The sequence below is a fragment of the Streptomyces sp. NPDC002884 genome, assembly GCF_040295245.1.
Lineage (GTDB): Bacteria > Actinomycetota > Actinomycetes > Streptomycetales > Streptomycetaceae > Streptomyces.
On record NZ_JBEOVB010000056.1, the window covers coordinates 8,497 to 31,815 of the forward strand.

General features: G+C 67.1%; 21 protein-coding genes and 5 pseudogenes. 10 read left to right on the plus strand and 16 right to left on the minus strand.

What is annotated here, in order from left to right; genetic code table 11:
- The 4 genes from ABT070_RS43645 to ABT070_RS43665 all read right to left on the minus strand — a co-directional run.
- The coding region (locus tag ABT070_RS43645) for a hypothetical protein (RefSeq protein WP_351768611.1) at nucleotides 1–188 on the minus strand (188 nt) is incomplete at its 3' end.
- A gap of 1,083 nt (nucleotides 189–1,271) precedes the next feature.
- Nucleotides 1,272–2,078, minus strand: a complete 807-nt coding sequence (locus ABT070_RS43655) for an FtsK/SpoIIIE domain-containing protein (protein WP_351768613.1) — start codon at nucleotides 2,076–2,078, stop codon at nucleotides 1,272–1,274.
- 78 nt (nucleotides 2,079–2,156) lie between these two features.
- The gene (locus ABT070_RS43660) at nucleotides 2,157–2,399 is read right to left on the minus strand and encodes a hypothetical protein (protein ID WP_351768615.1); all 243 of its coding nucleotides are present in this window, start codon (nucleotides 2,397–2,399) and stop codon (nucleotides 2,157–2,159) included.
- A 62-nt stretch (nucleotides 2,400–2,461) separates the two neighbouring features.
- Nucleotides 2,462–4,051, minus strand: coding sequence for a pRL2-11 (locus ABT070_RS43665; protein ID WP_351768617.1), 1,590 nt, complete (start codon nucleotides 4,049–4,051; stop codon nucleotides 2,462–2,464).
- 286 nt (nucleotides 4,052–4,337) lie between these two features.
- On the opposite strand from ABT070_RS43665, the gene ABT070_RS43670 reads away from it, so the two are divergent.
- Complete coding sequence (locus ABT070_RS43670; RefSeq protein ID WP_351768619.1) at nucleotides 4,338–4,715, plus strand: hypothetical protein; 378 nt, start codon at nucleotides 4,338–4,340, stop codon at nucleotides 4,713–4,715.
- Nucleotides 4,716–5,140: 425 nt separating this feature from the next.
- Here the strand turns inward: ABT070_RS43670 and ABT070_RS43675 are convergent, their stop codons facing one another.
- Nucleotides 5,141–5,425, minus strand: coding sequence for a hypothetical protein (locus ABT070_RS43675; RefSeq protein ID WP_351768621.1), 285 nt, complete (start codon nucleotides 5,423–5,425; stop codon nucleotides 5,141–5,143).
- A 237-nt stretch (nucleotides 5,426–5,662) separates the two neighbouring features.
- Here ABT070_RS43675 and ABT070_RS43680 point away from each other — a divergent pair, with 237 nt between their 5' ends.
- Nucleotides 5,663–7,168, plus strand: a complete 1,506-nt coding sequence (locus tag ABT070_RS43680) for a hypothetical protein (protein ID WP_351768623.1) — start codon at nucleotides 5,663–5,665, stop codon at nucleotides 7,166–7,168.
- A 130-nt stretch (nucleotides 7,169–7,298) separates the two neighbouring features.
- On the opposite strand, the pseudogene ABT070_RS43685 reads toward ABT070_RS43680, so the two are convergent.
- The 4 genes and pseudogenes from ABT070_RS43685 to ABT070_RS43700 all read right to left on the minus strand — a co-directional run bounded on the left by ABT070_RS43685 (nucleotide 7,299) and on the right by ABT070_RS43700 (nucleotide 10,842).
- Nucleotides 7,299–8,594, minus strand: a pseudogene (locus ABT070_RS43685) (ISAs1 family transposase).
- Nucleotides 8,595–8,804: 210 nt separating this feature from the next.
- Nucleotides 8,805–9,707 carry an NAD-dependent epimerase/dehydratase family protein gene (locus ABT070_RS43690; protein WP_351768625.1) on the minus strand — a complete coding sequence of 301 codons (903 nt, stop codon included), beginning with the start codon at nucleotides 9,705–9,707 and terminating at the stop codon, nucleotides 8,805–8,807.
- 35 nt (nucleotides 9,708–9,742) lie between these two features.
- Entirely contained in the window at nucleotides 9,743–10,579 is an 837-nt protein-coding gene (locus tag ABT070_RS43695; protein WP_351768627.1) for an aminoglycoside phosphotransferase/kinase family protein, read from the minus strand.
- A complete protein-coding gene (locus ABT070_RS43700; protein ID WP_351768629.1) occupies nucleotides 10,576–10,842 on the minus strand; it encodes a histidine phosphatase family protein in 267 nt (88 codons plus the stop codon). The genes ABT070_RS43695 and ABT070_RS43700 overlap by 4 nt, the downstream gene beginning before the upstream one ends.
- Here ABT070_RS43700 and ABT070_RS43705 point away from each other — a divergent pair.
- Nucleotides 10,811–11,329 carry a hypothetical protein gene (locus ABT070_RS43705; protein WP_351768630.1) on the plus strand — a complete coding sequence of 173 codons (519 nt, stop codon included), beginning with the start codon at nucleotides 10,811–10,813 and terminating at the stop codon, nucleotides 11,327–11,329. The genes ABT070_RS43700 and ABT070_RS43705 overlap by 32 nt on opposite strands.
- Before the next feature lie 26 nt (nucleotides 11,330–11,355).
- Here ABT070_RS43705 and ABT070_RS43710 read toward each other — a convergent pair whose 3' ends face one another.
- The 3 genes from ABT070_RS43710 to ABT070_RS43720 form a co-directional block, all read right to left on the minus strand.
- A complete protein-coding gene (locus ABT070_RS43710; RefSeq protein ID WP_351768632.1) occupies nucleotides 11,356–11,865 on the minus strand; it encodes a ComF family protein in 510 nt (169 codons plus the stop codon).
- Nucleotides 11,866–12,095: 230 nt separating this feature from the next.
- Nucleotides 12,096–13,061 (minus strand): DNA-processing protein DprA, encoded by a 966-nt coding sequence (locus ABT070_RS43715; RefSeq protein ID WP_351768634.1) that lies wholly within the window; start codon nucleotides 13,059–13,061, stop codon nucleotides 12,096–12,098.
- 120 nt (nucleotides 13,062–13,181) lie between these two features.
- On the minus strand, nucleotides 13,182–14,819 hold the full coding sequence (locus ABT070_RS43720; RefSeq protein ID WP_351768636.1) for a phosphoribosyltransferase: 1,638 nt from the start codon (nucleotides 14,817–14,819) through the stop codon (nucleotides 13,182–13,184).
- Between the two features lie 769 nt (nucleotides 14,820–15,588).
- Here ABT070_RS43720 and ABT070_RS43725 point away from each other — a divergent pair.
- The 3 genes and pseudogenes from ABT070_RS43725 to ABT070_RS43735 form a co-directional block, all read left to right on the plus strand.
- Nucleotides 15,589–15,759: a hypothetical protein gene (locus ABT070_RS43725; RefSeq protein ID WP_351768638.1), complete on the plus strand. Its 171-nt coding sequence runs from the start codon at nucleotides 15,589–15,591 to the stop codon at nucleotides 15,757–15,759.
- Between the two features lie 435 nt (nucleotides 15,760–16,194).
- On the plus strand, nucleotides 16,195–17,379 hold the full coding sequence (locus tag ABT070_RS43730) for an IS701 family transposase (RefSeq protein ID WP_351768640.1): 1,185 nt from the start codon (nucleotides 16,195–16,197) through the stop codon (nucleotides 17,377–17,379).
- Between the two features lie 222 nt (nucleotides 17,380–17,601).
- A pseudogene (locus ABT070_RS43735) lies at nucleotides 17,602–18,260 on the plus strand (IS5 family transposase); the annotation flags it as partial.
- On the opposite strand, the pseudogene ABT070_RS43740 reads toward ABT070_RS43735, so the two are convergent.
- Nucleotides 18,161–18,751, minus strand: a pseudogene (locus ABT070_RS43740) (PP2C family protein-serine/threonine phosphatase); the annotation flags it as partial. The pseudogenes ABT070_RS43735 and ABT070_RS43740 overlap by 100 nt on opposite strands.
- Here ABT070_RS43740 and ABT070_RS46365 point away from each other — a divergent pair.
- Both ABT070_RS46365 and ABT070_RS43755 read left to right on the plus strand, forming a co-directional pair.
- Nucleotides 18,735–19,684 (plus strand): annotated as a pseudogene (locus tag ABT070_RS46365) (IS630 family transposase); the annotation flags it as partial. The pseudogenes ABT070_RS43740 and ABT070_RS46365 overlap by 17 nt on opposite strands.
- Before the next feature lie 191 nt (nucleotides 19,685–19,875).
- The gene (locus ABT070_RS43755) at nucleotides 19,876–20,754 is read left to right on the plus strand and encodes a hypothetical protein (protein ID WP_351768645.1); all 879 of its coding nucleotides are present in this window, start codon (nucleotides 19,876–19,878) and stop codon (nucleotides 20,752–20,754) included.
- A gap of 15 nt (nucleotides 20,755–20,769) precedes the next feature.
- Here ABT070_RS43755 and ABT070_RS43760 read toward each other — a convergent pair whose 3' ends face one another.
- The gene (locus ABT070_RS43760; RefSeq protein WP_351768646.1) at nucleotides 20,770–20,976 is read right to left on the minus strand and encodes a hypothetical protein; all 207 of its coding nucleotides are present in this window, start codon (nucleotides 20,974–20,976) and stop codon (nucleotides 20,770–20,772) included.
- Between the two features lie 88 nt (nucleotides 20,977–21,064).
- On the opposite strand from ABT070_RS43760, the gene ABT070_RS43765 reads away from it, so the two are divergent.
- Complete coding sequence (locus ABT070_RS43765; protein WP_351768648.1) at nucleotides 21,065–21,655, plus strand: chloramphenicol phosphotransferase CPT family protein; 591 nt, start codon at nucleotides 21,065–21,067, stop codon at nucleotides 21,653–21,655.
- Here ABT070_RS43765 and ABT070_RS43770 read toward each other — a convergent pair.
- Both ABT070_RS43770 and ABT070_RS43775 read right to left on the minus strand, forming a co-directional pair.
- The gene (locus ABT070_RS43770) at nucleotides 21,588–22,007 is read right to left on the minus strand and encodes a transposase (protein WP_351768649.1); all 420 of its coding nucleotides are present in this window, start codon (nucleotides 22,005–22,007) and stop codon (nucleotides 21,588–21,590) included. The genes ABT070_RS43765 and ABT070_RS43770 overlap by 68 nt on opposite strands.
- A 151-nt stretch (nucleotides 22,008–22,158) precedes the next feature.
- Nucleotides 22,159–22,305 (minus strand): annotated as a pseudogene (locus tag ABT070_RS43775) (transposase); the annotation flags it as partial.
- 421 nt (nucleotides 22,306–22,726) lie between these two features.
- Here ABT070_RS43775 and ABT070_RS43780 point away from each other — a divergent pair.
- Complete coding sequence (locus ABT070_RS43780) at nucleotides 22,727–23,209, plus strand: hypothetical protein (protein ID WP_351768651.1); 483 nt, start codon at nucleotides 22,727–22,729, stop codon at nucleotides 23,207–23,209.
- Nucleotides 23,210–23,319: the final 110 nt, after the last annotated feature.

Here is a 23,319-nt window from a genome sequence, read left to right on the forward strand (position 1 = left end):
ACGATGCTGTCCGGCGGACTCAAGAGCAGGTGGCGCAGCTGCCTCCGGACCAGCAGGCGCAGGTGGCGCAAATCCTTGCCGCCCACCGGACGCAACGGCACAACGATGCTGTCCGGCGGACTCAAGAGCAGGTGGCGCAGCTGCCTCCGGACCAGCAGGCGCAGGTGGCGCAAATCCTTGCCGCCCACCGGACGCAACAGGTCCAGACGTCGAGTCGGCAGGACGCTCTTGCTCAGACAGCTCGCATGAGGTCCCCATCCGTCGAAGAGTGGGAGCGGTATATCGACTACACCGGTTCGCGGGGTGCTCCAACAAGTACTGTTTCTCCTGGTAATGGACTTCCTCAAGGTTCAAGCTCGCGGGCACGTTAGGGGATCCGGTGCGAAAGAGGCGTAGCGCTACAGGGACATGAGATGGTATTGTCTCTTGCTCGCCACAGCCCGAAGGCCTCTACGAGCTGCTGCATGCTGGATCCCGAGTTGATGGAGCGGATCACCGCCCGTCGTGCGGAACTGGACGACCTCGAAGCACAGCTGGCCGAGGTGCGATCCGAGCGGGACGAAATCGCCGTCGCCGAAAGAGTCCTCGAGCGAGTGAGCGCCCCGGCTCACTCACCGCGGCCGCTGGCTGGACCACGCCAAGGAAGAACTCCCCGTCTTGCACGGCACGTTGATCCGCCTGAAGGTCGAGCGCCTGCCTGGTGACCGTGACCCGAAACCGGTCTGGCTGTGGTGCTCGGCCACCGCCGCCGCACCGGCGGACGTGGACCGCTGGTAGCAGTCCTTCCTCCGCCGCTTCGACCTGGAGCACACCTTCCGGCTGATGAAACAGACCCTGAGCTGGACCGCCCCGAGGGTCAGGAACCCCGACACGGCCGACTGCCTACAGGAGTGGCTGTCGTGTGCGACACCGACGACTGCTTCGCGGTCTACCTGGCGGTGGAGACCGGCGACGACGAAGACGCGCGCTCCGCCTCCGAGGTCTCGCAGTTGGCGCGCGACGCTGCACAGGGCGACGGGTGGGCGGTCAGCTTCGGCTTCCGCCAGCCGGGTGATGACCTGCCCGGGCTGCGCGGACGGCCGGGGCCCGGTCCGCGAGCGCGGGGGCTGCCGGCGGTGCATGGGCCGCGTCGATGCGGAGTCCAGGTGCATGTACTGCCTGCGCCAGGTGGAGCCCTTGCAGCCCGAGGCGGGCTGAACGCGGCACGACTCCATACACCGGGCCCCGGGGACGTCTTCTCCCCCGGGGCCTGCGGCGTTTCCGGTCCCGGGTCAGCAGGCGCCGGCGGCTCGCCCGAGGGCTTCGGGGTCAGTCAGGGTCAGCACCTGCGTCTGATGGACGGTGTCGCCGCGCTGTATGACGTGGACGCGGCCTCGGTGCGGGCGCCCGCGGTCCTTGGGGGCGGTACCAGCCGCCGGGGCGAACCTGCGCCAGGTACCGGTGGGGACCTGCCCGAGGATGACTGTGGAGAACTGCTCGCGGCCTTCCGGCCCGAGGACACTGAGGGTGGGGTGGCCGTCGAAGAGCACGTTCATGCGGACCATGGCGCCGGCGAACAGGACGTCGGTCAGCGCGGTGAAGGCCGGGGACACCTTCGGGTCGCCCGGCCGACGGACTGTTTCCCAGTGGCGGGCCAGCTTCCGCAGGGTGGCGTCGCCGTTCTCGAACACGACGACCAGGCGCAGCAGTCCGACGTCTGAGCCGTGGCGGTCGACGACGTCGATGCGGCGCCGGAGTTCGGCGGCGAGGCCGGTCAGGGCGTCGTGGATGTCGGCGACGTCGGCGCGGTAGGTCACCGTCGGCAGCTGGCGCGCCCACGTCTGGGAGATCCGCTTGTAGTCGAGGATCAGGGCGTGGGCGCCTTGGTGCAGGAGCTGGGCGGTGAGGGTGCGCAGGATCGTTGAGCTTCCGCCACCGCCGTAGGTGGAAACCAGGATGTGCGGGGCGCCGTCCAGGTCGACGGTGACCGGCTGCCCGTCGGTGCCGACGCCGATCACCGCCGTCGAGGCGGGCAGGGCGCCCAGGGTCTTGCGCACGGGGTCGGTGAGGCGGAGCAGGTCCGGGAGGTTCTTCGTCATGGTGGGCTGTTCCTTTTCAAGGGGTGTGGTGTGCCTGGTGAACCGGGTGTTCTCCAGGCCGGGCTGGACGGTGGCGATTCAGTCCAGGTCGGTGGTGCCGACGGCGGCGCGGGGCCGGTTGCGTGCCCAGCGCTTCAGGTCGCCGACGCGGTAGAGGAGTTCGGCGCCGCGCTTGGCCGCGAAGCTGGGGAAGCTCGGGTCGTAGGCGCGGGCGTAGCGCAGGGCGGCGAGGGTGATCTCCGGCAGGTGGTGTTCGTGGGCCTCGCGCAGCCCCACCGCCTGGTCGTCGTCGAACGTGGCCGGAGTTGGCGGCGGTGTCACCGTCGGGCTCTGGGCGGCGGCGAGGGCGGGCTGTGCGGCCGTCTCCGGGGCGGTGGGCAGGGTCAGCGGCGCCGTCGTCCACGGTGGCGGTGGCGGGGCTGACAGCGGCCTTCTGGAGCTGTACGGGGGCGGGTTGGGGCGGGTTGGGGCGGGACGGCCGGGCGCGTCTTCGCGGTGGGCTGCGGGCCGGTGGTGGCCCACTCGCGTGCTTCGGCGTCGGTGAAGAACAGCACCTGCGTCTCGCTCGCGGTGCCGCCGATGACGACCTGGGCGCGGCCTTGGTGCTTGGTGGACTTGGGTGCGGGGTGGATCTCGGGGGCGAGCATGCGCCAGGCGTTCATGCTGTAGCGGGCGAGGATGCGGGTGGCGAACTGCTCGCGGACCTCCGGGCCTCCGAGGGCTCGGGCGGTGGCGGACTGCGCGACCAGGAGCACGTGCATGCGGACCTGGCGGCCCATGTAGAGGACCTCGTTGAGCGCGTCGATCGCCGGGGAGACCTTCGGGTCGCCGGACTCGCGGGTCCGCTCCCAGTAGCGGGCCAGCTGCTTCATCGTGGCGTTGACCTCTTCGAGGAGGATCAGCAGCCTGGGTCCGATGGCGTCCATGGCGTCGACACCGAGTTCGTCCGCGACGCGCACCCGGCGTCGGCCTTCCCAGCCGAGCTCGATCAGCGCGTCGTGGATGTCGGCGATGTCGGCGCAGTAGGTGACGCCGGGTATGCCGCGCGCCCACGGGTGGGAGATCCGCTTGTAGTCGAGGATGTACGCCTGTGAGCCGTTGTGGAGCATCCGGCAGGTGATGCAGCGCAGGATCACCGACTTGCCGCCGCCGGTGGAGGCGTTGACCAGAATGTGCGGCGAATCGGCGTCCAGGTCGACCGACACCGTTTTGCCGCTGGTGCCGATGCCGATGACCGGCGCGGACTCGGGGGCCTTCGCCACTAGCTCGCGCACCTTGGCGTCCTTGAATGCGGCCTTCGCCGGGGGCTTGCGGGTCTTCTTCACCAGCACGTACGGCGTGCGTCCGGCCGGGTGCCAAGAGAACGTCACGCCCTCGAGGGCGAGTTTCTGGGTGATGAGGTCGGCGACCAGGTCGCGGGAGAACCTGAGGTGCACCGGGAGGTCGACGCGTATCTGCGCGTCGTCGTCGCTGAAGTTCTTCGGCACGTGCAGGTAGCGGCGCGGGTCGGTCTGCTCCGCGATGGCGAGGGGCTGTGTGAGGGCCTGGTGCAGCGGGATGACCCACTCACGCATCAGCTCCCGGCGCTCGCGGGTCAGCAGCCCGTACGCGAGTCCGCCGGCGGCCATGGCGGAGGCCGCGCCGATACCGCCCGTCTGAAGGGTGTGGAGAGTGGCCTCCCGGTGCTCGATCAGGTCGCGGGCGGTGTCCTGGTTCTCCCAGGTCCACCAGCCGCCCCCGTCGGCCGCGCTGAGGAAGGTCATCCGGAAGGTGAGGCGCTGCCACCCAGCCCGGTACGACGAACGGGAGACACTGCCCTCCACCTTCGGCAGGACGCGGGTGGCGGGGCGCCAGAACGTGGCGTCGGTCCGCTTCACCCCGTCCATGTCCCGGCCGCCCAGGAAGCGGCCGATCCCGAACATCACGGCTTCGGAGGTCTCCTCCACCTGCCGGTCGAACTTCGTCTGCGCCATACCGTCCAACGCCCTTCGTACGCGGGTGTGCGTGAGAGCGCGACGGTGTCGCCAAAAGCGGATACCTGCGCTCGGAAAGGACGCTAAAACGATCTCCCTGTGGACAGATTCCGTCGCGGGCGCGGTGGAATCACCGAGCTGTTGACGCCGGTTGGCGAGCTGCCGTGCGACTGGAGTGCTCAGCCGTACTCACCCCTGCGGGGGACAGCGGTCTTGGGACCGGAGGCGGCGAGCTCAACGGGGCAGGGCAAGCGGGAGCTGAGAGATCGGGGCATGCGACATGGCCGTGGATGACGACTACGGGCCCGAGGTCTTCTCCTACACACGGGAAGAGGCCTACGCGAACGGCACCTTCATCAAGATCCCGCCCGAAGCGGGCTCGGCTGCCGGGATCGCCATGCCGCTGATCATCACCGCAGACGCGCGGCGGGCGTTTGTGGCGGGTGACGACAGTGGCGAGGACGGGCGGCTGCACGCGGTGCTGTCTGCGGTCGCACGGGCCATCGAGCAGTCCCCCACGAACGAGGTCTGCTTCGTAGTGCCTGCCGAGGACCTGCCTTCCGGGCAGGCATCCACCGGCGAAGAGGACCGGCTCATCGCCATCACCGAGCCCGGCGATACGGGCGCACCCGTACTGACCCTGATGCTCTCCCATGAGATGTGAGCCGGGGAGGACAAGCCGTTCGGGGAATAGCGTCCGGACCCGTGAGGCGAGATGCTGCCCGCGCGGACGCGCGGGTGGGACCGGCTCACTGCCTACGGTGGTGCGGTGACACCGCCTTCCGACGCTGATCCCGAACTCGTGCCTGTGCCGGTCCGGGTCGTGCTGCCCGCCGATCCTCTTCTCGGGACCGAGCAGCAGGAAGTCGTCGCGCGGCTGTGGAGGCGGCGGCAAATGGAAACGGGCTGGGTCTACCTCGTGGGGTTGCCGTCGTTCCGAGATGGGTGCAGATCTTCTGAGGGTGCGGGCAAATCAGGCGTGACCTGCGGGGTCACATCTCCACCTGTCCTGCTGGGCGACTCGCGCAGGCGGCGTCCGCGGTGGTCGGCGCGGCTCGAATGTTCCGGCGCCGAAATGACCCTCCCTGATCAGCCGCCAACGACGAACCTGCTGGTCACCAACTTATGGCCAACCCTCAGAAGATTGCACCCTTCGAAGAATGCGACGGTGGTGTGGACGGTGTAGTTCTGGGCCTTCTGGGGGTGCTGTCCGGCGTTCGGGCCGTACTTGCTGGTGGGGTTCTTGCGGGTACGGGCCTTCACTCGTTGCCGTCGGTGGGCGGGCAAGAGGTCGCTCAGGGCGGCGTGGCCGATCGTGCCGACCAGGTCGATGGGGGTGCCAGGGAAGATTCCATGGCTGGCGGTGAGCGTCATGATGCCGTGACCAGCACGGATCCCTCATCGACAGGACTTTGAAACTGCCCTGGGTGCTGATGGAAGCGTCGGAACTCCCATCTTCGCAGCTGAGCGGGCATCTCTCTGCGTCAGACCCGTCCCGCCTCGGTCACCGATCGATGGATCCAGGCTCATCTCGTTGAGTTTGAACGCATCAGCCCGGCCTGCCGTAGCAGGGATGACGACTGCGCTTCGCGGTCTTTACCGGTAAGACGCGTGCTACGGCTGCCGATCATCGGAGCCAGCGACGAACAGCAGGAGGACAGCGCCCGTATGGGATCAGGGATAGAAGCAGAATTTCCGAACCGTCTGGACCTGTCTTCGATGGAGGCGCCACTCAATCTACGCGGGGAAGTTCTAGCCGAACGACTCTACAAAGGTCTTAATGTTCAGGTCGTAGTGGAGAACGAAGACGCTTACACCGACGGAAAGGGTAGATATTTCTGGACCGAGGAACAGGCCAGGCTGTCTGGCGGGAGGGGAGCCGAAGAAATCGAAATAGCCATTCCTGAGTTGATCGTAGGCATCTCACGTGATGGAGAGCTTGAGAACCGTCCAAATGCCAAGGCCATGCACGACGTTTTCTCGGATTTCGAAAATGCCATGAATAGCATTCCCGTCGGAAAGGCGGCGAAGCTGCGTGATATTTTACGGGATGAGGATTGGAGGATCACCACCCTAGGCGAGGGGACCCGCGTGGGTGCCCCTATCCTCGGATCTCCTGCCGGAACTCACAGCGTGCACTACAACGTGGGCGTCCCCTTGTCGCAAGTGCAAAACTTCGTCGAGGGGGTACTGCGTGAATCTGCCTCACATAAACCTAAGCAACCAAACACTTATTCAAATGCGCAAATCGTGGCGCAATCTGCCATTGAATTCGGTGACGCGGTTGCTTCCATCTATGCGTTCGGTAAGCAGTTCCCAACGACGCAGGTTCCCGCTCCCGGACAGTGGGTTAAGGGATATGCACAGTTCCCTGATCATTCCGTGCAAGAGGTTCGCGGCTTGGCCACGGCTCTCTATATTACTTCGGCAGCAGCCGCGCTAGGAACGGCAGACATGGAAACCCGCAGGGGCAGCAATATAAAAGATAACAGTCTGGCCCTTGTGAGACATGATGTCTCGGTGTTGCGCAAGCAGCTTCCACAACCCGCTCAGCAATTTCTCGCATCAAACTCGGAAATGATTGCGCGACTCCTGTCCCGTCAACTTGAATTCAAACATCCCAACCTTACTGAAGAAGTATTCAAGATTCGAGAAAAAAGCAGCCTCGATATTCCGCTGCCGCTCGAAGACTCGCGTACAGTGAGAGACTTGGTTATGACATCGCTGAGAGACGACTATCGGCGGTCGGTCGGCATGAGCGCTATACTTACCATGACAGCCCTACCTGACCTTGACAGAGCGTCGCAGGTACCGCTGGTAGTTTTTGAAGCGAGAGCCTATCGATCGAGAAACGTTGATGCGGAGAGTTTCAGTAACAACCAGACGACACTCTCGCATTTCGTCGGTAATATGCAGGGTGCGGAAGCAGCCCTACGGAATCCTGGCCCGCCCATAATAGCTCAACAGCAGGCTCTCAATCGGCAGCTTGTCACCTTCTTCACCCGAAGGCAGTCGTCAAGTACATCAAGCGTCACCGTCTCAAATCCTCCGAATTATGCCCAGGCGCAAAGATACGATCAGGGGTCATCGCAGCCAGGCTACAACCCGAGAAGGTGAGCTATTTCAGCGTTGCCGCTCCAGGGCATGACGGTCCGCCGACGGAGTCGGTGGACCGTTTCCTTTTCGGTGGCTGGTGAAAGGCAGGCCAGGGCAGGGCCCCGGCGTTTGCCCGGGTCGTCCGGTTTGATCATGTGATGCCGTAGAAGCTGAGGACGAGGGTGCGTTCGGTGTGGGCCCGGCGGCCGGCGGCGGTGTTGACGTACCCGGCAAGCTTGAGCGCACCGCGGACCAGGTCGCGGACGGCGGCGAGGACCGAGGGCGTGTTGTGGGTCCTGGCCTGGGACTTGTCCTCGTTGAAGGTCACATCCCGACACCAGTGGACGGTGTTCTCCACCGTCCAGTGCCCGCGAGCTCATGAAGCGATCCCGGCGGCACTCTCCTCCTCGGCGGGCAGGTCGGTGATGGCGTCGATGGTCTCGCTGGACCACTTCTTCGCTCCGTAGAGACGGCTTCTGCGCTGGATGCGCAGGACCTGGGCCGCGTGGGGGAAGAGTAGGCCGTTGACGGTGACGACCTGGACGAGACGCTGTTCGTGGCGGCCGTGGCCGCGGGCGTCGTCACGGTGGATGACGGGGATCTCCTTCCAGGGCAGGGCATGGAGTTGACGGGCTTGGCCGCGCTGGTTGTTCTTGATGGTCAGCAGGTAGTGGGCGTCGCGTTCGTGCAGGTAGGTGGCGTGGTCGCGTTGGGCGTGGAGGGCGTCGGCGGTGACGACGGCCCCCTTGGGATCGGCGTCGTCGAGCTGGTCGGGCAGGGGTTGGAACTCGGGGATTTCGTTGGTCTTCGCGCCGATCTCGCGGGAAGCGGGGGTGATGCCGTCGCCGTGCCGGACGGCGGAGAGCACGAAGACCCGGCTGCCGTCCGGGCGTTTCGCACTGCGCAGGCACTTGCCGTCCACCGCGATGGCCCGGCGCCGGGAGCGCACCGGTTCGGCGCGGGCGGCCGCCCGGTGGGCGCGGCGCTGTTCGCTTTCGATACCGCCGTCGGGCATGAGCGGCTCGGGAGAGTGGGACACCGTGGACAGCAGGGGCCGCAGGTGGTCGTAGCCGGCCGCGCTGACCTCACCGGGATCGAGCCGCCCCAGAACGGTGCGCAAGGTCTTCTCACTCGGGATCCGGTAGCGGCCGGGCAACGGATGGCAGGGCAGGCCGAAAGCGGCCAGTTCCTCGGGGGCGGCGCGTTGGCACCACTCCGCCGCCGCGGTGATGGAGTCATGGCCCGCCGGGGTCATCGCACAGACCACCAGGGCCGGCAGCGAGGAGACCCGGTAGCGCACCCCGCACGCCCCGCGAGGATCGGCGACCGACTCGAACTCGGCAACCAGGCAACGGACTTGGCCTCGTGCGGCATCCGAGCCGAGGGCCTCCGGGCGGGGCGCCGGAGAGACGGGAACGACGGCAGGGGATGATGGAAGAACGAACACGGCGCCTTCGTGGATCTTGCAGCGTAGAGAACTCCATGATCCACAGGTGCCGTGTTCATCTGCTTCCAGGACCCGCCAGCATGATCAACCGACCCAGGCTAGGCGATCCGTGCAAACGCCGGGACCCTGGGTCCTGACCACCCTGGAGTACGCGCTCGCGTCCCGTGAGGTCGAGCCCGGCAAGCTCATCCATCACGCCGACCACGGCTGTCAGGGTGAATTCAACTGGTCGTCGCAACACCCTGAACTCGGAGGTGTGCGACGTGGCCACGGCGGACTGGAGTTTGAAGACCAGCGATGTTCCGTGGGTGCAGATCTTCTGAGGGTTGGCCATAAGTTGGTGACCAGCAGGTTCGTCGTTGGCGGCTGATCAGGGAGGGTCATTTCGGCGGCGGCGATCGTGGCGGCGACCACGTCGTCGATGTAGGTGAAGTCGCGGCGCTGGTGGCCGTCTCCGTACAGGCGCAGCCGCTGTCCGGTCAGGGCGGCGTACAGGGCGCGGTGGGTGAACATGTCGGCGCGCTGCCGGGGGCCGTAGACGGTGAAGTACCGCAGGGCGACGGCGGTGGGGCCGACGGAGCGCTCGGCGTAGGCCAGGCAGAGCTGCTCCTCGGCCAGCTTGGTCACGGCGTACGGGGAGGCGGGGTTGGGGCAGTCGGTCTCGAGGCTCGCGTCGCCGCCGGTCGGACCGTAGACGCTGGAGGAGGAGGCGACGACCAGTCGGGGGACGGCGATCCGGGTGGCGGCTTCGAGGAGGCGGTGGGTGGCCAGCACGTTGGACGCGAGGTAGTCGCTGAACTGCAGTCCCCAGGAGGGCCGTACACCGGGGATGCCGGCGAGGTGGAAGACCGCGTCGGCATCGATCAGGAGCGGGTCGATCGCACAGTGGAGGAGGTCGGCCGTGACGTGGTGGTATCCCGGGCGTCCTCGCAGCGCTGCGAGGTTGGCGGCAGCCGTCGGGTCGGTGGACGGGTCTCGGCGGTCCACGCCGATCACAGTGGTGCCGGCCTGGACGAGGGCGTGGGCGAGATGGGAGCCGATGAATCCGGCGGAGCCGGTCACCACGGCCCGTCGGGGGGCAGCGTTGGTCGAGGGCTGCTCGTGCTGTGGCACGGGGATCTCCAGAGAGGTGTCGTCGAAGGGGTAGGTCAGGTGAGCCGGGACAGGACGGCTCTGCCGTGCGCGCTGAGAGCGGCGTCGTTCTCCTGGTGGCCCTTGACCAGGGCTGTGGCCGCCTCGATGGCGCCGAAGGACTCCAGGAGGCGTCGTTCGGCGTCGTTCGGCGAACGCCCGTAGCCGTCGAAGAAGGCGGTGCGGAGGTGGGGTGCGGCCTGCCAGCGTCGGAATTCGAGCCGGGCGAAGTCGCGGACCCGGGCGTCGCGTCGCATGTGCTCGAAGTGGTAGATGCCGAAGGTGTCGCCGAGCAGCCAGTTAAGCGGCTGGTAGTCGAGGTGGCAGATCGCGCTGTCCATGTAGCTGCTGCCCAGGATCACTGCGTGGTGCTTCAGCAGGTTATCCTCGGCCGCGTCGAGCAGGTCGGCGTGGACGGCCCGGTCGATCCACCGCTGGAACCGCTCGGCGAGTGCGGCGCCGACGGCACCGCCTTGGGGCATGGCGGTGGCTCGGTGCAGCTTGCCGAGCACATGCCCGGCCTCGTGGTGGGCCAGTTCCTCCTCGGGCGAGCCCGGAGCGACGGTGTCCGCGCGGTCGCCTGCGAGCGCGGTGAGCAGCATGGTGCGGGTGGCGTCCTCCCAGCCGACCAACTCCGGCGCGTGGCCGGTGAGATGAGTGCCCCACGCCCCGTAGGCGTGGAGTTCTCCCGCGTACCGGTCTCGCTCCGCGTGCTGCTTCGCGATGAACTGACGCCCGTCCCCGGCCACCAGGCGTACAACGCGGGGCGGGAGCGCGGGGTCCGCTGCGATGTCGACTGCGCCAAGGAGGTGGTGCGCCAGTCGTATCCGGGGGTCGCGCGAGGTCGCGATCACGGAGTCGGCTCCGGCGTGAGGAGACTGAGGTGCTCGGTGTCGTTGTGCCGGTCGAGCATCCAGCGGGTCTGGCCCAGGCGGTTGCGGTGGTGCTGCCAGCGGGTGATGGAGGCGTGCTTGTGGGTGAATCCGGCCGGCGAGCCGATCGGGATGCCGAGCAGCAGGGTGTGGGCGGTGATCACCGTCTCCCCGTGGGCCGCGAAGACGACGCGCCTGCCATGGTTCTCCTCGATGAGCTGGCTCAGGTTCCTGCTGGCGCACATCGCCAGCCCCGAGGGCCTGGACGCGCCAATCGTGCCTCTCGCCCACGGACTGGACGAGGACCTCGAGCGCTTCCTGCGGCAGCCTCAGCGGGGGTCTCGCCGGGTGGCAAGAGAGCTGCTCCGGCCGGTCCAGCGGATCAGGAACGGCCAGTTCGCCGGCGCCGCAGTCATGCAACGCGCCGCCCCGGTCACCGGCGCCCTCTTCGAGAACGTCCCCAACGACTTCGGGCACTTCTCCGTGCCGTACCTCGCGCACATGCTCCGCGGTCTGCGGGCCGAGGTCCCCGACTACGTACGGGACGTCCTCGAAGGCCGGACTCCTCCGCCGTGGGTCACCGACCACCTCGGCGGGATCGTCGTCCTCCCCGACGCTGATGCCCCGACCACGGCGTCACCGGCCCTGGCCGGTGACGCCAGGCGGCTCCCCCCAGATCTCCCAGATGCGCCTCAGCCGCCGCTCGACCACCGCCCTGGGCAGGCCGCGTGAGGTCGACACGGCGCGTCCGGGGGGGGTCATCCGCTCCAAGAGACTCGGGCGAGAACTAGTCCCCGGACGTCGGCGGCGCCGGTCGCCCGGAGCCGGAGCGCGACGTGCTGGAGCTGCGATCCGCTGGTGAAGACGTCGTCGACGAGCAGGATGGTGGCTCCCTTGATGTCGCCGGTGTCTCCGGTCCAGGTCAGGGCGGCGGCATGCGCGGTGGCGGCCGCGCGTTTCTCGTCCAGGGTGCGGTTCGCGGACCGTGGCGTCTCGGCGTGTTTCACCAGCCGGTGCGCGCCCGGCGGGCTGAGCGGGAAGGCTCGGGTCACGTCTTCCGTGTAGGCGGCATCCATGATCGCCTCGATGTGCTGGATGGGCTGGCGGCCGGTGTGTGTGGGGTTGCCGACCACGTGGTCGACGCCGCGCATCTCCTCGGGGTGGCTTTCCATCCAGCCGACGAGGAGTCGGCCGAAGATCATCGCCCAGCCGGCCCTCCCCTCGTATTTCAGCGTGTGGATCTTGTCGCGCAGGGCTCCGGAGTACATGGCCACTGCGTCGACGCGGGAGAATCCCCGCTCGGCTTCCGATAGCGCGCACACTCGGTTGCTGCACTGCCTGCCGGGCGCGACGGACTGGGAACAGACCGGGCAGTGGGGCTCGGCGACCGGCTGGAGGGTGCGGCCGGCGCAGTTGGAGCACAGGCGGGCGGTGCCGGTGATGCGGTAGGCGCATACCGGGCAGTCTGGGAAGCCTGCCGGGTCCGGGAGGCCTGCCGTCACAGGCCGGCCAGGGCGAGTTGCTGGCGCTGCTGGCCTGCGGCTTGGATGTCCGCGGCCTGGCCGAGGCGGTCGGTGATGTCGCGGGAGGCGGTGACCAGGATCGCCCGGTCCTCGGCCAGCATCTTCTTGGCCCAAGGCTGGGTGTCGGCGAGGGAGCGGATGAGGAAGACGAGCTTGCCGTGTTCGGCGGCCAGGCGGGCCTGCATCTTGGCGCCCGACGTGCTGGAAGCCTCGATGACGACGCTGCCCAGGGTGGTACCGGAGGTGACGACGTTGCGGCGTGGGAAGGTGTACTTCGCCGGGGGGCTCGTGGGCCAGAACTGGCTCAGCAGCGCGCCTCCGGCTGCGAGGATCGCCTTGGCGAGCGGACGGTTCTCGGCCGGGTAGATCGGGGCGGCGATGCCGGTGCCCATGACGGCGAAGGTCCGGCCGCCCGCGCTGAGCGTGGCCTGGTGGGCTGCCGCGTCGATGCCCTTGGCCAGACCGCTGGTGATCACGACGTCGTGCTCGACGAGCTCGCGGGCCATCCGGGCAGCCCGACGCAGCCCGTCCTCGGTGGCCTGGCGAGTGCCGACGATCGCGATGGAGCGGGCGTCGCGCTGGTCGAGCTCGCCGCGGTAGAAGAGAAACGGCGGCAGGTTGCCGATCAGCCTCAAGTTCGCCGGGTAGTCCTTGTCCAGGACCGTGACCAGGCGCGCGTCGCCGCTGCTGGCCTCGGCGAGCTCGTCGTCGACGCGGGCACGGGCATCGTCCAGGCCGGCGGCCAGGGCCTGCTGCAGCAGGGGACGGTTCTTCGTCGCGGCACGCGAGTCCTCGTGCAGCTGTCCGTCCATGAGCGCGGCCAGGCCCTTGGGGCTCTGGGCACTGCGGGCGAGCAGGCTCCAGTCCAGGGTGGCGTCGCCGGTGCGCAGCGCGCACAGGGTCAGCAGATCATGCTGGTCAGCGGTGATATCGAGATCCATCACGGTGTCCTTCTACTCGTGGCCCCGGGATGTTCGAAGGATGAAGCGGTGTCTCGGGCCACTTCCATCATGGCGTACGCGGCCCCCGTACGTGTGGGAAGGGGCCCTCGGGCCGGTTTCTCAGGCGCGCCGACGCTGCTCCATACGGGCGAGGGCTTCGGCGAGCTGGGTGGCGCCGCCGGGCGCTGCAACCGGTTCCCAGATGATCCCTGCCGCCAGACAGATGCCGTTGACCAGGCGCTCGGCCTCGCTGGTGTCGTACCAATGCTCGACTTGCCCGGGCAGCGCGATCCACCACAGCGCGCTGGTCGTGGTCTTGCCTGCCGGAATGAGGTACTCGCCACGCCAGACGAGGGGGTACACCTGCCGCTGCTGGAGGTGGGTGAGCATGTCGGCGAGGTGCCGCTGCCGCGCGGTTTTGTAGTCGGTCATGGCCGAACGTCGGCCAGCCGGCGGCCAGAGTCGGGCCTCCCGGCCGCTCTCGGGGACTGTAGGAGGGCCCTGCTGTGCCGCAGCCTGGTGCTCTGCAGCGGCGATGAAGTGATTCACAGCCGCCGTAAGGGAGGCTTCGAGGCCTTCGCCCGCTCCTCTGGCGACTGTGGTCTTCACGAAGTCCGCCGCCGTGAGGTTGTTGACGTCGAACGGGTTGATCTCGGTCCCAGGGCGGAGCTCATACCTTGTGTGGCGGGAGCCGTATTTGCCGACCGTCAAAGCGATCACCTCAGCCGCACCGGCGCTGAGCAGGAGGGTGCGGGCCCATTCGATGGAGGTTCCCTCGGTCGTGAAGTCGTCGAAGACCACGACGGTCTTGCCATCGAGTTTGCCGCGGTGCTTGGGGTTGATGCGGACGGTGCGGGTCTGGGCAGCGATCGAGATGTCTGCCGTGCACGCCTCGCCCCTGTTCCGCTTGACCCGCTCGATGCTGGTGTCCGGCGCAGCGATGACCCGCTCGAGAAGGTCTTCCTTGTAGTAGGAGCCGACCATGACCTTGGCCTTCTCCAGGAAGCCTGCGAGCTGGGCACTCACCTTGCCGACGTTGCTGCTGGGGTAGACGCAGAAGAGACTGCGGCCGGGCAGTGTTCCGTCGAGGTAGGCGGAGGAAAGCAGGCGGAGCATTAGGATGTCGCGGGCGTCCTGGTTACCGATGGTGATGGTCCGGCCTCGGGTGAAAACGTCCTGGAGTTCGAAGGTCCTCCGGTTGGCGGCGTATGGAAAACGGACGTTGGGGGGCAGCAGGGAGCGGATTCGGAAGGCACGATCTGTGCTGTCGTCGGCAAAGGTCCAGCGCGGCTCGGGCAGGAAGAAGTGCTCCAGGAACTCGGCCACGCCCTCGGGATCGACGGCGGACAGCGTGTTCATGCCCTTCGCGTCCCTGACCTGGCTGGCCCAATTCGCGTGGATGTAGGCGACGCCGGCGTTGATCCCGGTAAGCCAGTCCCACCTGGTGGTGCCGACGAGCAGGAGCTGGTTCATGCGCAGCTTGAGTCGCTGTGCGACCTCCTGTAGCCAGACGCCACTCCCGCGCTTCTTCTTGTCCGGGATGTCGTCGAGTGAAAGGTGCAGGGCGGGAGCGGGCAGGCCAGCTGCAGCCATGGCGGCGTCAGCCTCCATCGGGTCGGTGCTCAGGAGAACGAAGGCCACGTCCCGCTCGTCCAACCACGCAAGGAGAGCGGGAACCCCATCGTGAGCAAGTCCTGGGGCCCGAAGCACCGCCTTGTAGTCGAACGCGACCGCGCGCACCGTGTTCTTCTCGTACATCGCCGCCCCCACTGCCGTGCCGTGATCACGAGCTGACCCTCTGGCCATGATCTCAGCCGTTCTGGCCGCGTACCTGCGGATTCCGGATTCCCCGGCTCCGGCTCGCTGGCAGCTGGCCGGCCTTGCGCCTCCGCCTGCGGGCGTTCACGGCCACAGGCGTCACATCCGCCTCAACATCGTTAAGTATCCCCACTGTTCTGTCCCGCGACGCCTGTAGGGCATGAGGGCCACCCGGGCCTGGTGCAGAGGCACGAACGATGGAAGAGCAGAACGCACGCGGCGTTGACAGGATCGTGGTGGGGGTGGCTCAGCGGTCGGGAAGCGAGCCGCCGTGCGCGGACGGGGCCGACGTGCAGTGCCGCGGGAAGATGGTGTGTGCCACGGTGGTGGACGGCGCCGGCCACCACCCGGACACGGTGCGGTATTCCGCGCTCACCGCGGCGGTGATCACGCACATCGGGATGGCGCTGGGCCGGCTGGCCGGGCTGACGACGGCCGGGCAGATGGCCGCGGCCTACGAGCAGCCGCCGCACGCGTCAGCCGTGTACGCCCGCATGGAGCCGGGGCACCGACGTCCGTCCACTGGATCGGAGACTGCCGGGCGTACGGCTGGCGGGAGGGCGACGGGCTCAGCCTCTGGTCCGACGACCAGACCATGGGCAACTGGCTGCGTAGGAACGGAGGGGCGGCCGTGCTGTTGGAGGCCGCGAAGCACGACAACTGGTGCCGCTTGGGGGTCGCGCAGGCCTCGTCTGCGACGTGTCGGCAGGTGCAGATCCCCGTGGAGGACGCCTCTTTGGTGCTGCTGGTGTCCGACGGGGTCGCCGACCAGGTGCCCCCGGAGGTGTTCGCCCGGCTGTGCCGTGAGCACGCGGCTGACCCGCAGTCAGCGTGGGTTGCTCTGGTGGACGGCGCCGACAGCGTGGCAGGGTTCGCCTAGTGTGTGCTGGCGATCGGGTGCCTCGCCAGTGTGGCGTCAGCTCGTTTCGGTGTCTGTCGGTTGCCATGGACCAAGTGAGGAGTAATACAGGCCGTGGAGGACTGAGCCGGATCGCGCACAGGCGCGCGGTCGGACAACGGCGCCGCAGCCGCGGTGCGGGCGCGCAGGGTGCCGGCGGCTTGGGCCGGGCCCAATGGCTAGGGCTCACAGTGGCCACATTGCCTGGCTTGGCCGCAGTGTTGGCGCTGCTGTTCACCTGGCGGGAAGTACGGGTCGCCGAACAGGGACAGCTCACTAGCCGGTTCAACGATGCGATCACCAATCTGGGGTCGCCATCGTTGGATGATCTGGCTCCGCACATGATCCAAGAAACAGTCCCTAGTACTGCAACGGTCTATGCCGTGACTATTGGCCAGGTCGTTCGTTGGTGTGGTTATGGGTGGGGACCTTGCTGATGTCAGGTTGTGGGCTGGTGAGTTGGAGCGATTGCACGGAGGGTTCGTGCATCGGTTCAGCCGGAGTGAGCCGCGGGAGTCGGCGCTTGCGTATATGCAGGGGTTGATGGCCCCGCTGGAGCGGAAGAACGGCTGGACACTGGCAGAACAGGCAGGTCACGGTGCTCCGGACCGCATCCATCGATTGCTGAACCGGATTGACTGGGATGCTGATGAGGTGCTGGACGACGTCCGCGACTACGTGGTGGAACATCTCGGTGACCCGGGTGCGGTGCTGATCGTGGACGACACCGGCTTCCTGAAGAAGGGTGTCCGTTCGGCCGGCGTCCAGCGTCAGTACTCGGGAACGGCGGGCCGGACGGAGAATTGTCAGGTCGGTGTCTTCCTGGCCTATGCCGGTGCCCGCGGCCGCACGTTGATCGACCGCCGCTTGTATCTGCCCACGTCATGGACCGATGACCGGGAACGTTGCCTCCGGGCCGGCATCGACGATGGCGTCGCGTTCGAGACGAAGGTAGTGATCGCGAAGGCGATGGTCCGCCGGGCGATCGCTGAGAAGATCCCGTTCCGGTGGGTGACCGCGGACGCCGCCTACGGCTTCTCCAAAGGGTGGCGGACCGAGCTCGAGCGGGCGGATGTCTTCCACGTCATGGCCACCACCCGCCATGACACCGTCGTCTCCCGCTGGGCCATGGACCACCCGGTCCACGACCTCTTCCATGGGTTACCGCGGCAGAAGTGGAAGCGTCGTTCCTGCGGGAACGGAGCCCACGGCCCCTGGGTCTACGACTGGGCGAGAGTGGAGGTCCGGCCCTGGCACCGCGAAGACCGCCGGCACTGGGTGATCGCCCGCCGCAGTGTGAGCCGGCCCGACCAGATCTCCTACTACATCGCCTACTGCCCCGCCGAGACCACCCTCGACGAGCTGATCCGCGTCGCGGGCAGCCGCTGGGCGATCGAGGAGTGTTTCCAGAGCGCGAAGCAGGAATGCGGCCTGGACGACTACCAGGTCCGCCGCTACCCAGGCTGGCACCGCCACATCACCCTCGCCATGGCCGCCCATGCCTGCCTCACCGTCCTGCGAGCCCGCGAGCTCGACACAGACAAAGCAGAAACGGATCCTCCCAGCTCATCCCCCTCACCCTCCCCGAGCTCCGACGCCTGATCACCCGACTCACCCACCGCCGACCACCATCCGTCGAGCACGTCCTGCACTGGTCCTGCTGGCGCCGCCGGCGCCAGCAGCAAGCCCGCGTCAGCCATTACAAACGGCGCGGCCACACACCACCAGAAACTGCCCAACCATCAGGCCAAAGACCGTTGCAGTACTAGGCGCTGTTTCTCGGATCTCCTTACGTGGGTGGGGTGTTGGGGGCAGGCTGGCTGCATGGGACGTGGTGATCTGACGAATGCGGAGTGGGATCGGCTGGAGTCGTTCTTACCTCGCGGTGGTGCGCGTGGGGGCCGGTGGAGTGATCACCGACGGGTGATCAACGGGGTGCTCTACCGGGTCCGCACGAGGGTGCAGTGGCGGGATCTCCCGGAACGGTTCGGGCCGTGGGAGACGGTCTACAAGCGCCATCGCCGCTGGTCGGCGGATGGGACCTGGCAGATGCTGCTGTCGAAGGTGCAGGCTGCCGAGGACGCCGCGGGCGGGATCGACTGGGATGTGTCGGTGGACTCCACGGCGGTGCGTGCCCACCAGCACGCCGCCGGCGCACGGAAGACGCCGCCCGCCGCGCTTCCTCAAAGGGGGCCCGGCCGGGGGACGAACCAGGTCGATCCGGTGATTCGGAAACTGGCCGTCCGGCTGGAGGAAGTGGTCAGATCGGCGAGTGTCTGGGACGCTCCCGCGGCGGCTTCACCACCAAGATCCACCTCGCAGCCGACGGACGATGCCGGCCCCTCGCCTTCCTCCTGACACCCGGACATCACGGAGACGGCCCTCAACTCCGCCCCGTCCTGGAGCGGCTGTCCGTGCCCCGCATCGGAGTCGGCCGGCCCCGTACCCGCCCTGCCCGGTTGGCGAGGGCGATGAGTTCGCGGACGGCCTGCTCGGGCTCACTGATCGCGGAGAGTACTCGGTGGATCTCTTGGGTCGGCACGACAGTCGACAGGCCGTCGGAGCACAGGAGATATCGGTCTTCCCCCTGGGCCTCGTGGAGGCGCATGTCGGGGTTGGTGTCGGCTCCTGGGCCCAGGGCCCGCACCAAGAGCGACCGTTGGGGGTGGGAGGCGGCTTCTTCCGGGCTGAGGCGTCCTTCGTCGACCATCGACTGGACCATGGTGTGGTCGTGGGTGATCTGGAACAGCTCTCCGCCGCGCAGTAGGTAGACGCGGGAGTCGCCGATGTGGACGAGGGCCAGCTGTGATCCGGTCCAGAGCATCGCGGTGAGTGTCGTGCCGGTGCCTTCGGATGCAGAGCCCGTCCCGGCGACGTCGTGCACGGCCTGCTTAGCCTGTTCGATGACGTCTTCGAGGACGTTGAGGAGGTTGCCGGCTGGGATGCTGTCGGTTTCGAAGATTGCTGCCGCGCTGCGGGTCAGTGAGCGGTCCGTGGAGCGGTGGCGCCGCCAGTGGCGCGAGCGCGGCAAAGCGGGGGTCCTGTCGAAGGGATCGCCGGGGCGGCCGAGGCTCAGCGAAGCGCAGATCGCGAGGCTGGAGCGGGAACTGGAATGCGGGCCGCTGCTCCACGGCTGGGCCGACCAGCGCTGGACCCTGGCCCGGATCAAGACACTGATCGGCCGGCTGTTCCACGTGAGCTACACGGTGGAGGGCACCTGGCAGCTACTGAAGCGGCACGGCTGGTCCTGGCAGCAGCCGGCCCGGCGGGCGATCGAACGCGACGACCAGGCGGTCGAGGTATGGAAGAAGGAGGCCTGGCCGCCGGTAAGAGCACCGCGGCGGCGTGCGACGGCTGGATCGTCTTCGAGGACGAAGCCGGTCAGTCGATGACGCCGCCGCGCGCGAGAAGCTGGGGACGCAAGGGTTCAACGCCGGTGGTCAGGGTCCGTGGCCGGGGCTCGGGCCGGGTGTCCATGGCCGGGCTGACCTGCTACAAGCCGGGCAGCCGCTCGCGGATGTTCTACTCGGTCCGCGAGTACCGAGGCCGCAAGAGCGAGCCGAAGGGCATCGGATGGCGCGACCTGTTGGTCAGAGCACACATCCAGCTCGACGGCCCGATCGTGCTCGTGTGGGACAACCTGCGCATGCACCTGGTCGAACCGATGCGCCGATTCATCGCCGACCACGCGGACTGGCTTACCGTCTTCCAGCTTCCGAGCTACTCGCCGGACTTGAACCCGCAAGAGGGCATCTGGTCGCTGGTCAAGCGCGACATCGGCAACCTCGCCGCAGCCGACCTCGGCCAGATCACCCGCGCCGTCAACCGCAGGCTCAAGCAGATCCAGTACCGTCCGGACCTGGTCGACGGCTGTCTGGCCGGCACCGGCCTGAGCATGGACGACTGATTGACATCACGCATTCGGAGTCGACACGGCCCTCCGCATGGCCGTTGGAACATGATCATGCCCCACTCCAAGGGGCATGACCACGACCTCCGTCCCCATCCTGTCGGCACGCCTTCACTCTCTGGACACCGGAGCCTCGAAGCCGCTGAAATCGGATGGCCGACAGCCTCCCGCCCGGTCATCCTGACCCAATGGGAGACAGAGCCAACGTCATCGTGGTCCGCGAGAACGGCGCACATGAGCTGTACCGGACCGGCTGGGCGGTCGGAATTGACCTCGACCTGCTGGAAGGGCTGACGTCGGTTCTCGCCATGCTTCCCGGACTCCGCCAGGACGGCTGGTGGTTGGACGACACCATGGCACAGGGTGGGATACTGCTCGACCTCGGCCGGAAGGTGCTCCTGTTCTTCGCCTGGGAGGGGCCTAGCACTGAGCTCCGCCACCGCGCGGCCGTGTTCGAGCTGATCCAAGCTGCGTGGTCGGGCTGGGAGGTCCGCTGGCTGTTCGACGGCTCGGCCGAGCTGCGTGAGTACGTCGGGCTGGACCCGGAGTACGTCCGCTGCCGCGATTCGGACCCCTCTTTGGCCCCGCTTCTCACCCCCGACGACGAGGACTTGGCCGGGCCCGACCCAGGCGGTGTGGTGATCACGGTCAGTACCGGCCGCTGCCACGTCGCCTCTGACGCCTTCGACCACCCTGTCCGCGAGGGCGCCGCCCTGCTCGACCGCCTGGCGGACGCCCCCGGGCACGGAGGCTGCCGCCTGCACGTCAACTCCGGCATCCACCTCGACCCGGAACGTCGCCATCTGGGCTGGTGGTCCCTCTACTCCTCGCCACAGGCTTACCAGGTACCAGAGTTGTGGCCGGGCTGGACGGTGGAGTTCTGGCAGGACGACTGGGAACGGCACGTCAGAGCCAGTGACCGCTTCTCTCCGGCGGCGTTCGACGCCGGAGAGGAAGCCAGAGCCGCGGTGCTCGCCGAGGCCGGGGAGCGCCGGGCTATCCGGGCCCGCAACCGCGCCCAGGTCACCCGTCTACGGACCGCACCGGCTCGTTCCCAGGCGGGATGACCGCAACCAGCTTGATCATGGACGACTGGCCGACATCACGCATTCAAGCTCAGCAGCATCCCACTCACCGACGACGAACGCGCCGCCGTCGACGACGGCCAAGTCGCCCTCGACCAAATGCTGGAACGACTCGCCGACGTCCCCACTCCCGCCGGACCGACGCCGCAGCAGATCGGAAACCCTGCCACCGCGACGCTGCTGCCGGTCGTCGAGGTTCGCCAAGGCAAGCCTTGAGGCCCTGCCGGGCCCCGAGACCCACTGAAGATCCCCTGACCGCGGCGCCGGGGCAGCACCATGTGACCATGCGGATATGACACCTGGTCGGATCATCTTCCTCAACGGCACGTCCAGCTCAGGCAAGTCGAGCGTTGCGCGGGAACTGCTGGACATCCTGGACGACGGCGTCTTCTTTCACCTGGCGGTCGATGCCTTCAACGCGATGCGCAGCAAGCGCGAGCTCGGAGCGGAGGAACTCGACGCCGCGCTGCGGCGCACCCGGATGGGCTTCCACCGCTCGATCGCAGCCATGGCCGAGGCGGGCAACGACATAGTGGTCGACCATGTGCTGAGCGAGCCGTGGCGACTGCTTGACTGTCTGACGGTGCTGCGACCGGAGGACGTCCTTTTCATCGGCATCCACTGCCCGCTGGACGAACTCGCCCGCCGTGAGCAGGCCCGGGGCGACCGCCCGTCGGGCCTTGCGGCGCACCAGTACGACCTGGTTCACCGTCACGGCGACTACGACCTGGAGTGCGACACCAGCACAGCGAGCCCACGCGAATGCGCCCAGCAGATCAAGGACTTCCTCCCGCTCCGTCCCTGCCCCACCGCTTTCATCCGCCTACGTCGGCGCTACTTAACCGAAAGCAAGCAACCCCCGACGGCAACCCAAGCTCGATGAGCGAACTTTGAGTGAATGCCGACTCAAGACCCGCCGCAGGGGCGTCCCCTCCTCGCGCGGAAGGAACTTGACAAACCTGATTCCACAGAAGTTTGGGCAGCAGGACGAAGCCTTTGGCGTCCTTGGGCCGGGAGACGACCTTGACTGTGATGCCGAGGGTGCTCTGTGTCCAGGTGGCGAACTCCTCGCCGCCGTAGCCGTTGTCGGCCCAGACCAGCAGGATCTCGGGGTGATCGGTGTGCAGGCGGGTTAGGAGGATGCGGGTGGCATCGCGGTCCTGGACGTCGGCGGGGGTGACGAGGAGGTCGACGAGGAGGCCGTTGGTCGACCAGGAGATGTCTTTTCCTGCCATTGATGTGTTTGTTGTCGTCGTAGCCCCGGGTCGCTTTCGAGACTGTTTCGGCGCCCTTGACGGACTGGGATCGGATCGCTCGGACTGGCCAAGGACACCGCTGTCGCCGGATGCGAAGCCGCTGGCGGAGATGGTCCAGGACGTGCCGCAGGACGCCGGCCTTCGCCCAGCGGGCGAAGTAGCCGAACACGGTCCGCCAGGGGATGCCGAAGTCGGCGGGCAGCGCCCGCCACTTCGCGCCGTTGTTGGTGATGTAGCGGATCGCGTCGACGACGCGCCGGATCCCCCTGGGTGCCAGCTACCTCGTGATCGCCACCGTAGCCGCTCAAGTCTCCTGCGCCACAAGGGGATTCAACGCCAATCCCCCGCCCCGACCACGGCCCCTGCGCACCCGACCACAGACCCGACCATGCAGGTCAACGGGATGTGCAATCGCCACGTCCGAAACACTGCGCAGACTGCGCAATGCGACAGCCCAATGCCCAGCGGCCGAAGCCAGCCACCATAGCGCAACCGCGCAGCACTCCCGGCTGCACGCCCGCGGACCGACCGGAAGAAGGCGGCTGCACAATGGTCGCAGCAGCGAATGCACAACCTACGCATACCGGTTACACAGGCACCCCTGGCGGTTCACTGAACCTTTCCATCCTCATGCACGTTGAACTGGTCGCAAGAACATCTACGGCAGAGTACGCAAAGCTAACGCAGGAGATGCAATTATGCCTTATCTGGGCGTAGACAGAACAGCAGAAATTCACGCTTGGTATACTTCACATCCTGAACAGTTGGGATATCTTCCACCCGCCACCAGGGCTGCAAATGACCCTCAGTTTAATAATGTGCTGGGTTATTGGCTTTCGTTGGTTGCAAATAAAAGTGGAGGCCTTTCCGATGGCGAAGCAGACGCTCTAAGGAGGTATGGTTTTACAGAGCATTTGACCCCAAAGAGTAATCCTCGCGGCGAATTTCAATGGGAACTCAAAAATACTGTTCCGCGAAATTCAGATTTCGTCATAATGCAGCAAATGAATTCAATTGCTGCTACTGCGCGACGGGGTCCAGACGCCCGTGGAGCGAATCCAGGTCCAACGCTACCCGGCCTTAAAGAACTCTTTCCAGACCTCTTTCCACGGGTGTCTGGACAGAGGCAGGAGCAGGGGCATCTGCCGCAAGGATCGGGGCTTTCCGGACCAGCGCGTTGATGCAGATCGCATCTAAGAGGATGTCTCACGTGGTGCATGGCCCGTGCGGCATCATGAGTGGTTGTGGGTGCTGATCTGTCGCAGCGGCTGGTTCCTGACGAACTCTGGGA

Coding starts and splice junctions, on each gene's coding strand:
- ABT070_RS43675 (WP_351768621.1), bottom strand. CDS start 5,425: ATGACGCTCACCGCCAGCCATGGAATCTTCCCTGGCACCCCCATCGAC.
- ABT070_RS43720 (WP_351768636.1), bottom strand. CDS start 14,819: ATGTACGAGAAGAACACGGTGCGCGCGGTCGCGTTCGACTACAAGGCG.
- ABT070_RS43780 (WP_351768651.1), top strand. CDS start 22,727: ATGCCTTATCTGGGCGTAGACAGAACAGCAGAAATTCACGCTTGGTAT.
- ABT070_RS43765 (WP_351768648.1), top strand. CDS start 21,065: ATGACACCTGGTCGGATCATCTTCCTCAACGGCACGTCCAGCTCAGGC.
- ABT070_RS43665 (WP_351768617.1), bottom strand. CDS start 4,051: ATGGCGCAGACGAAGTTCGACCGGCAGGTGGAGGAGACCTCCGAAGCC.
- ABT070_RS43755 (WP_351768645.1), top strand. CDS start 19,876: ATGGGAGACAGAGCCAACGTCATCGTGGTCCGCGAGAACGGCGCACAT.
- ABT070_RS43705 (WP_351768630.1), top strand. CDS start 10,811: ATGAGCTGGCTCAGGTTCCTGCTGGCGCACATCGCCAGCCCCGAGGGC.
- ABT070_RS43700 (WP_351768629.1), bottom strand. CDS start 10,842: ATGTGCGCCAGCAGGAACCTGAGCCAGCTCATCGAGGAGAACCATGGC.
- ABT070_RS43730 (WP_351768640.1), top strand. CDS start 16,195: ATGGGTGGGGACCTTGCTGATGTCAGGTTGTGGGCTGGTGAGTTGGAG.
- ABT070_RS43770 (WP_351768649.1), bottom strand. CDS start 22,007: ATGGCAGGAAAAGACATCTCCTGGTCGACCAACGGCCTCCTCGTCGAC.
- ABT070_RS43655 (WP_351768613.1), bottom strand. CDS start 2,078: ATGACGAAGAACCTCCCGGACCTGCTCCGCCTCACCGACCCCGTGCGC.
- ABT070_RS43710 (WP_351768632.1), bottom strand. CDS start 11,865: ATGTACTCCGGAGCCCTGCGCGACAAGATCCACACGCTGAAATACGAG.
- ABT070_RS43715 (WP_351768634.1), bottom strand. CDS start 13,061: ATGGATCTCGATATCACCGCTGACCAGCATGATCTGCTGACCCTGTGC.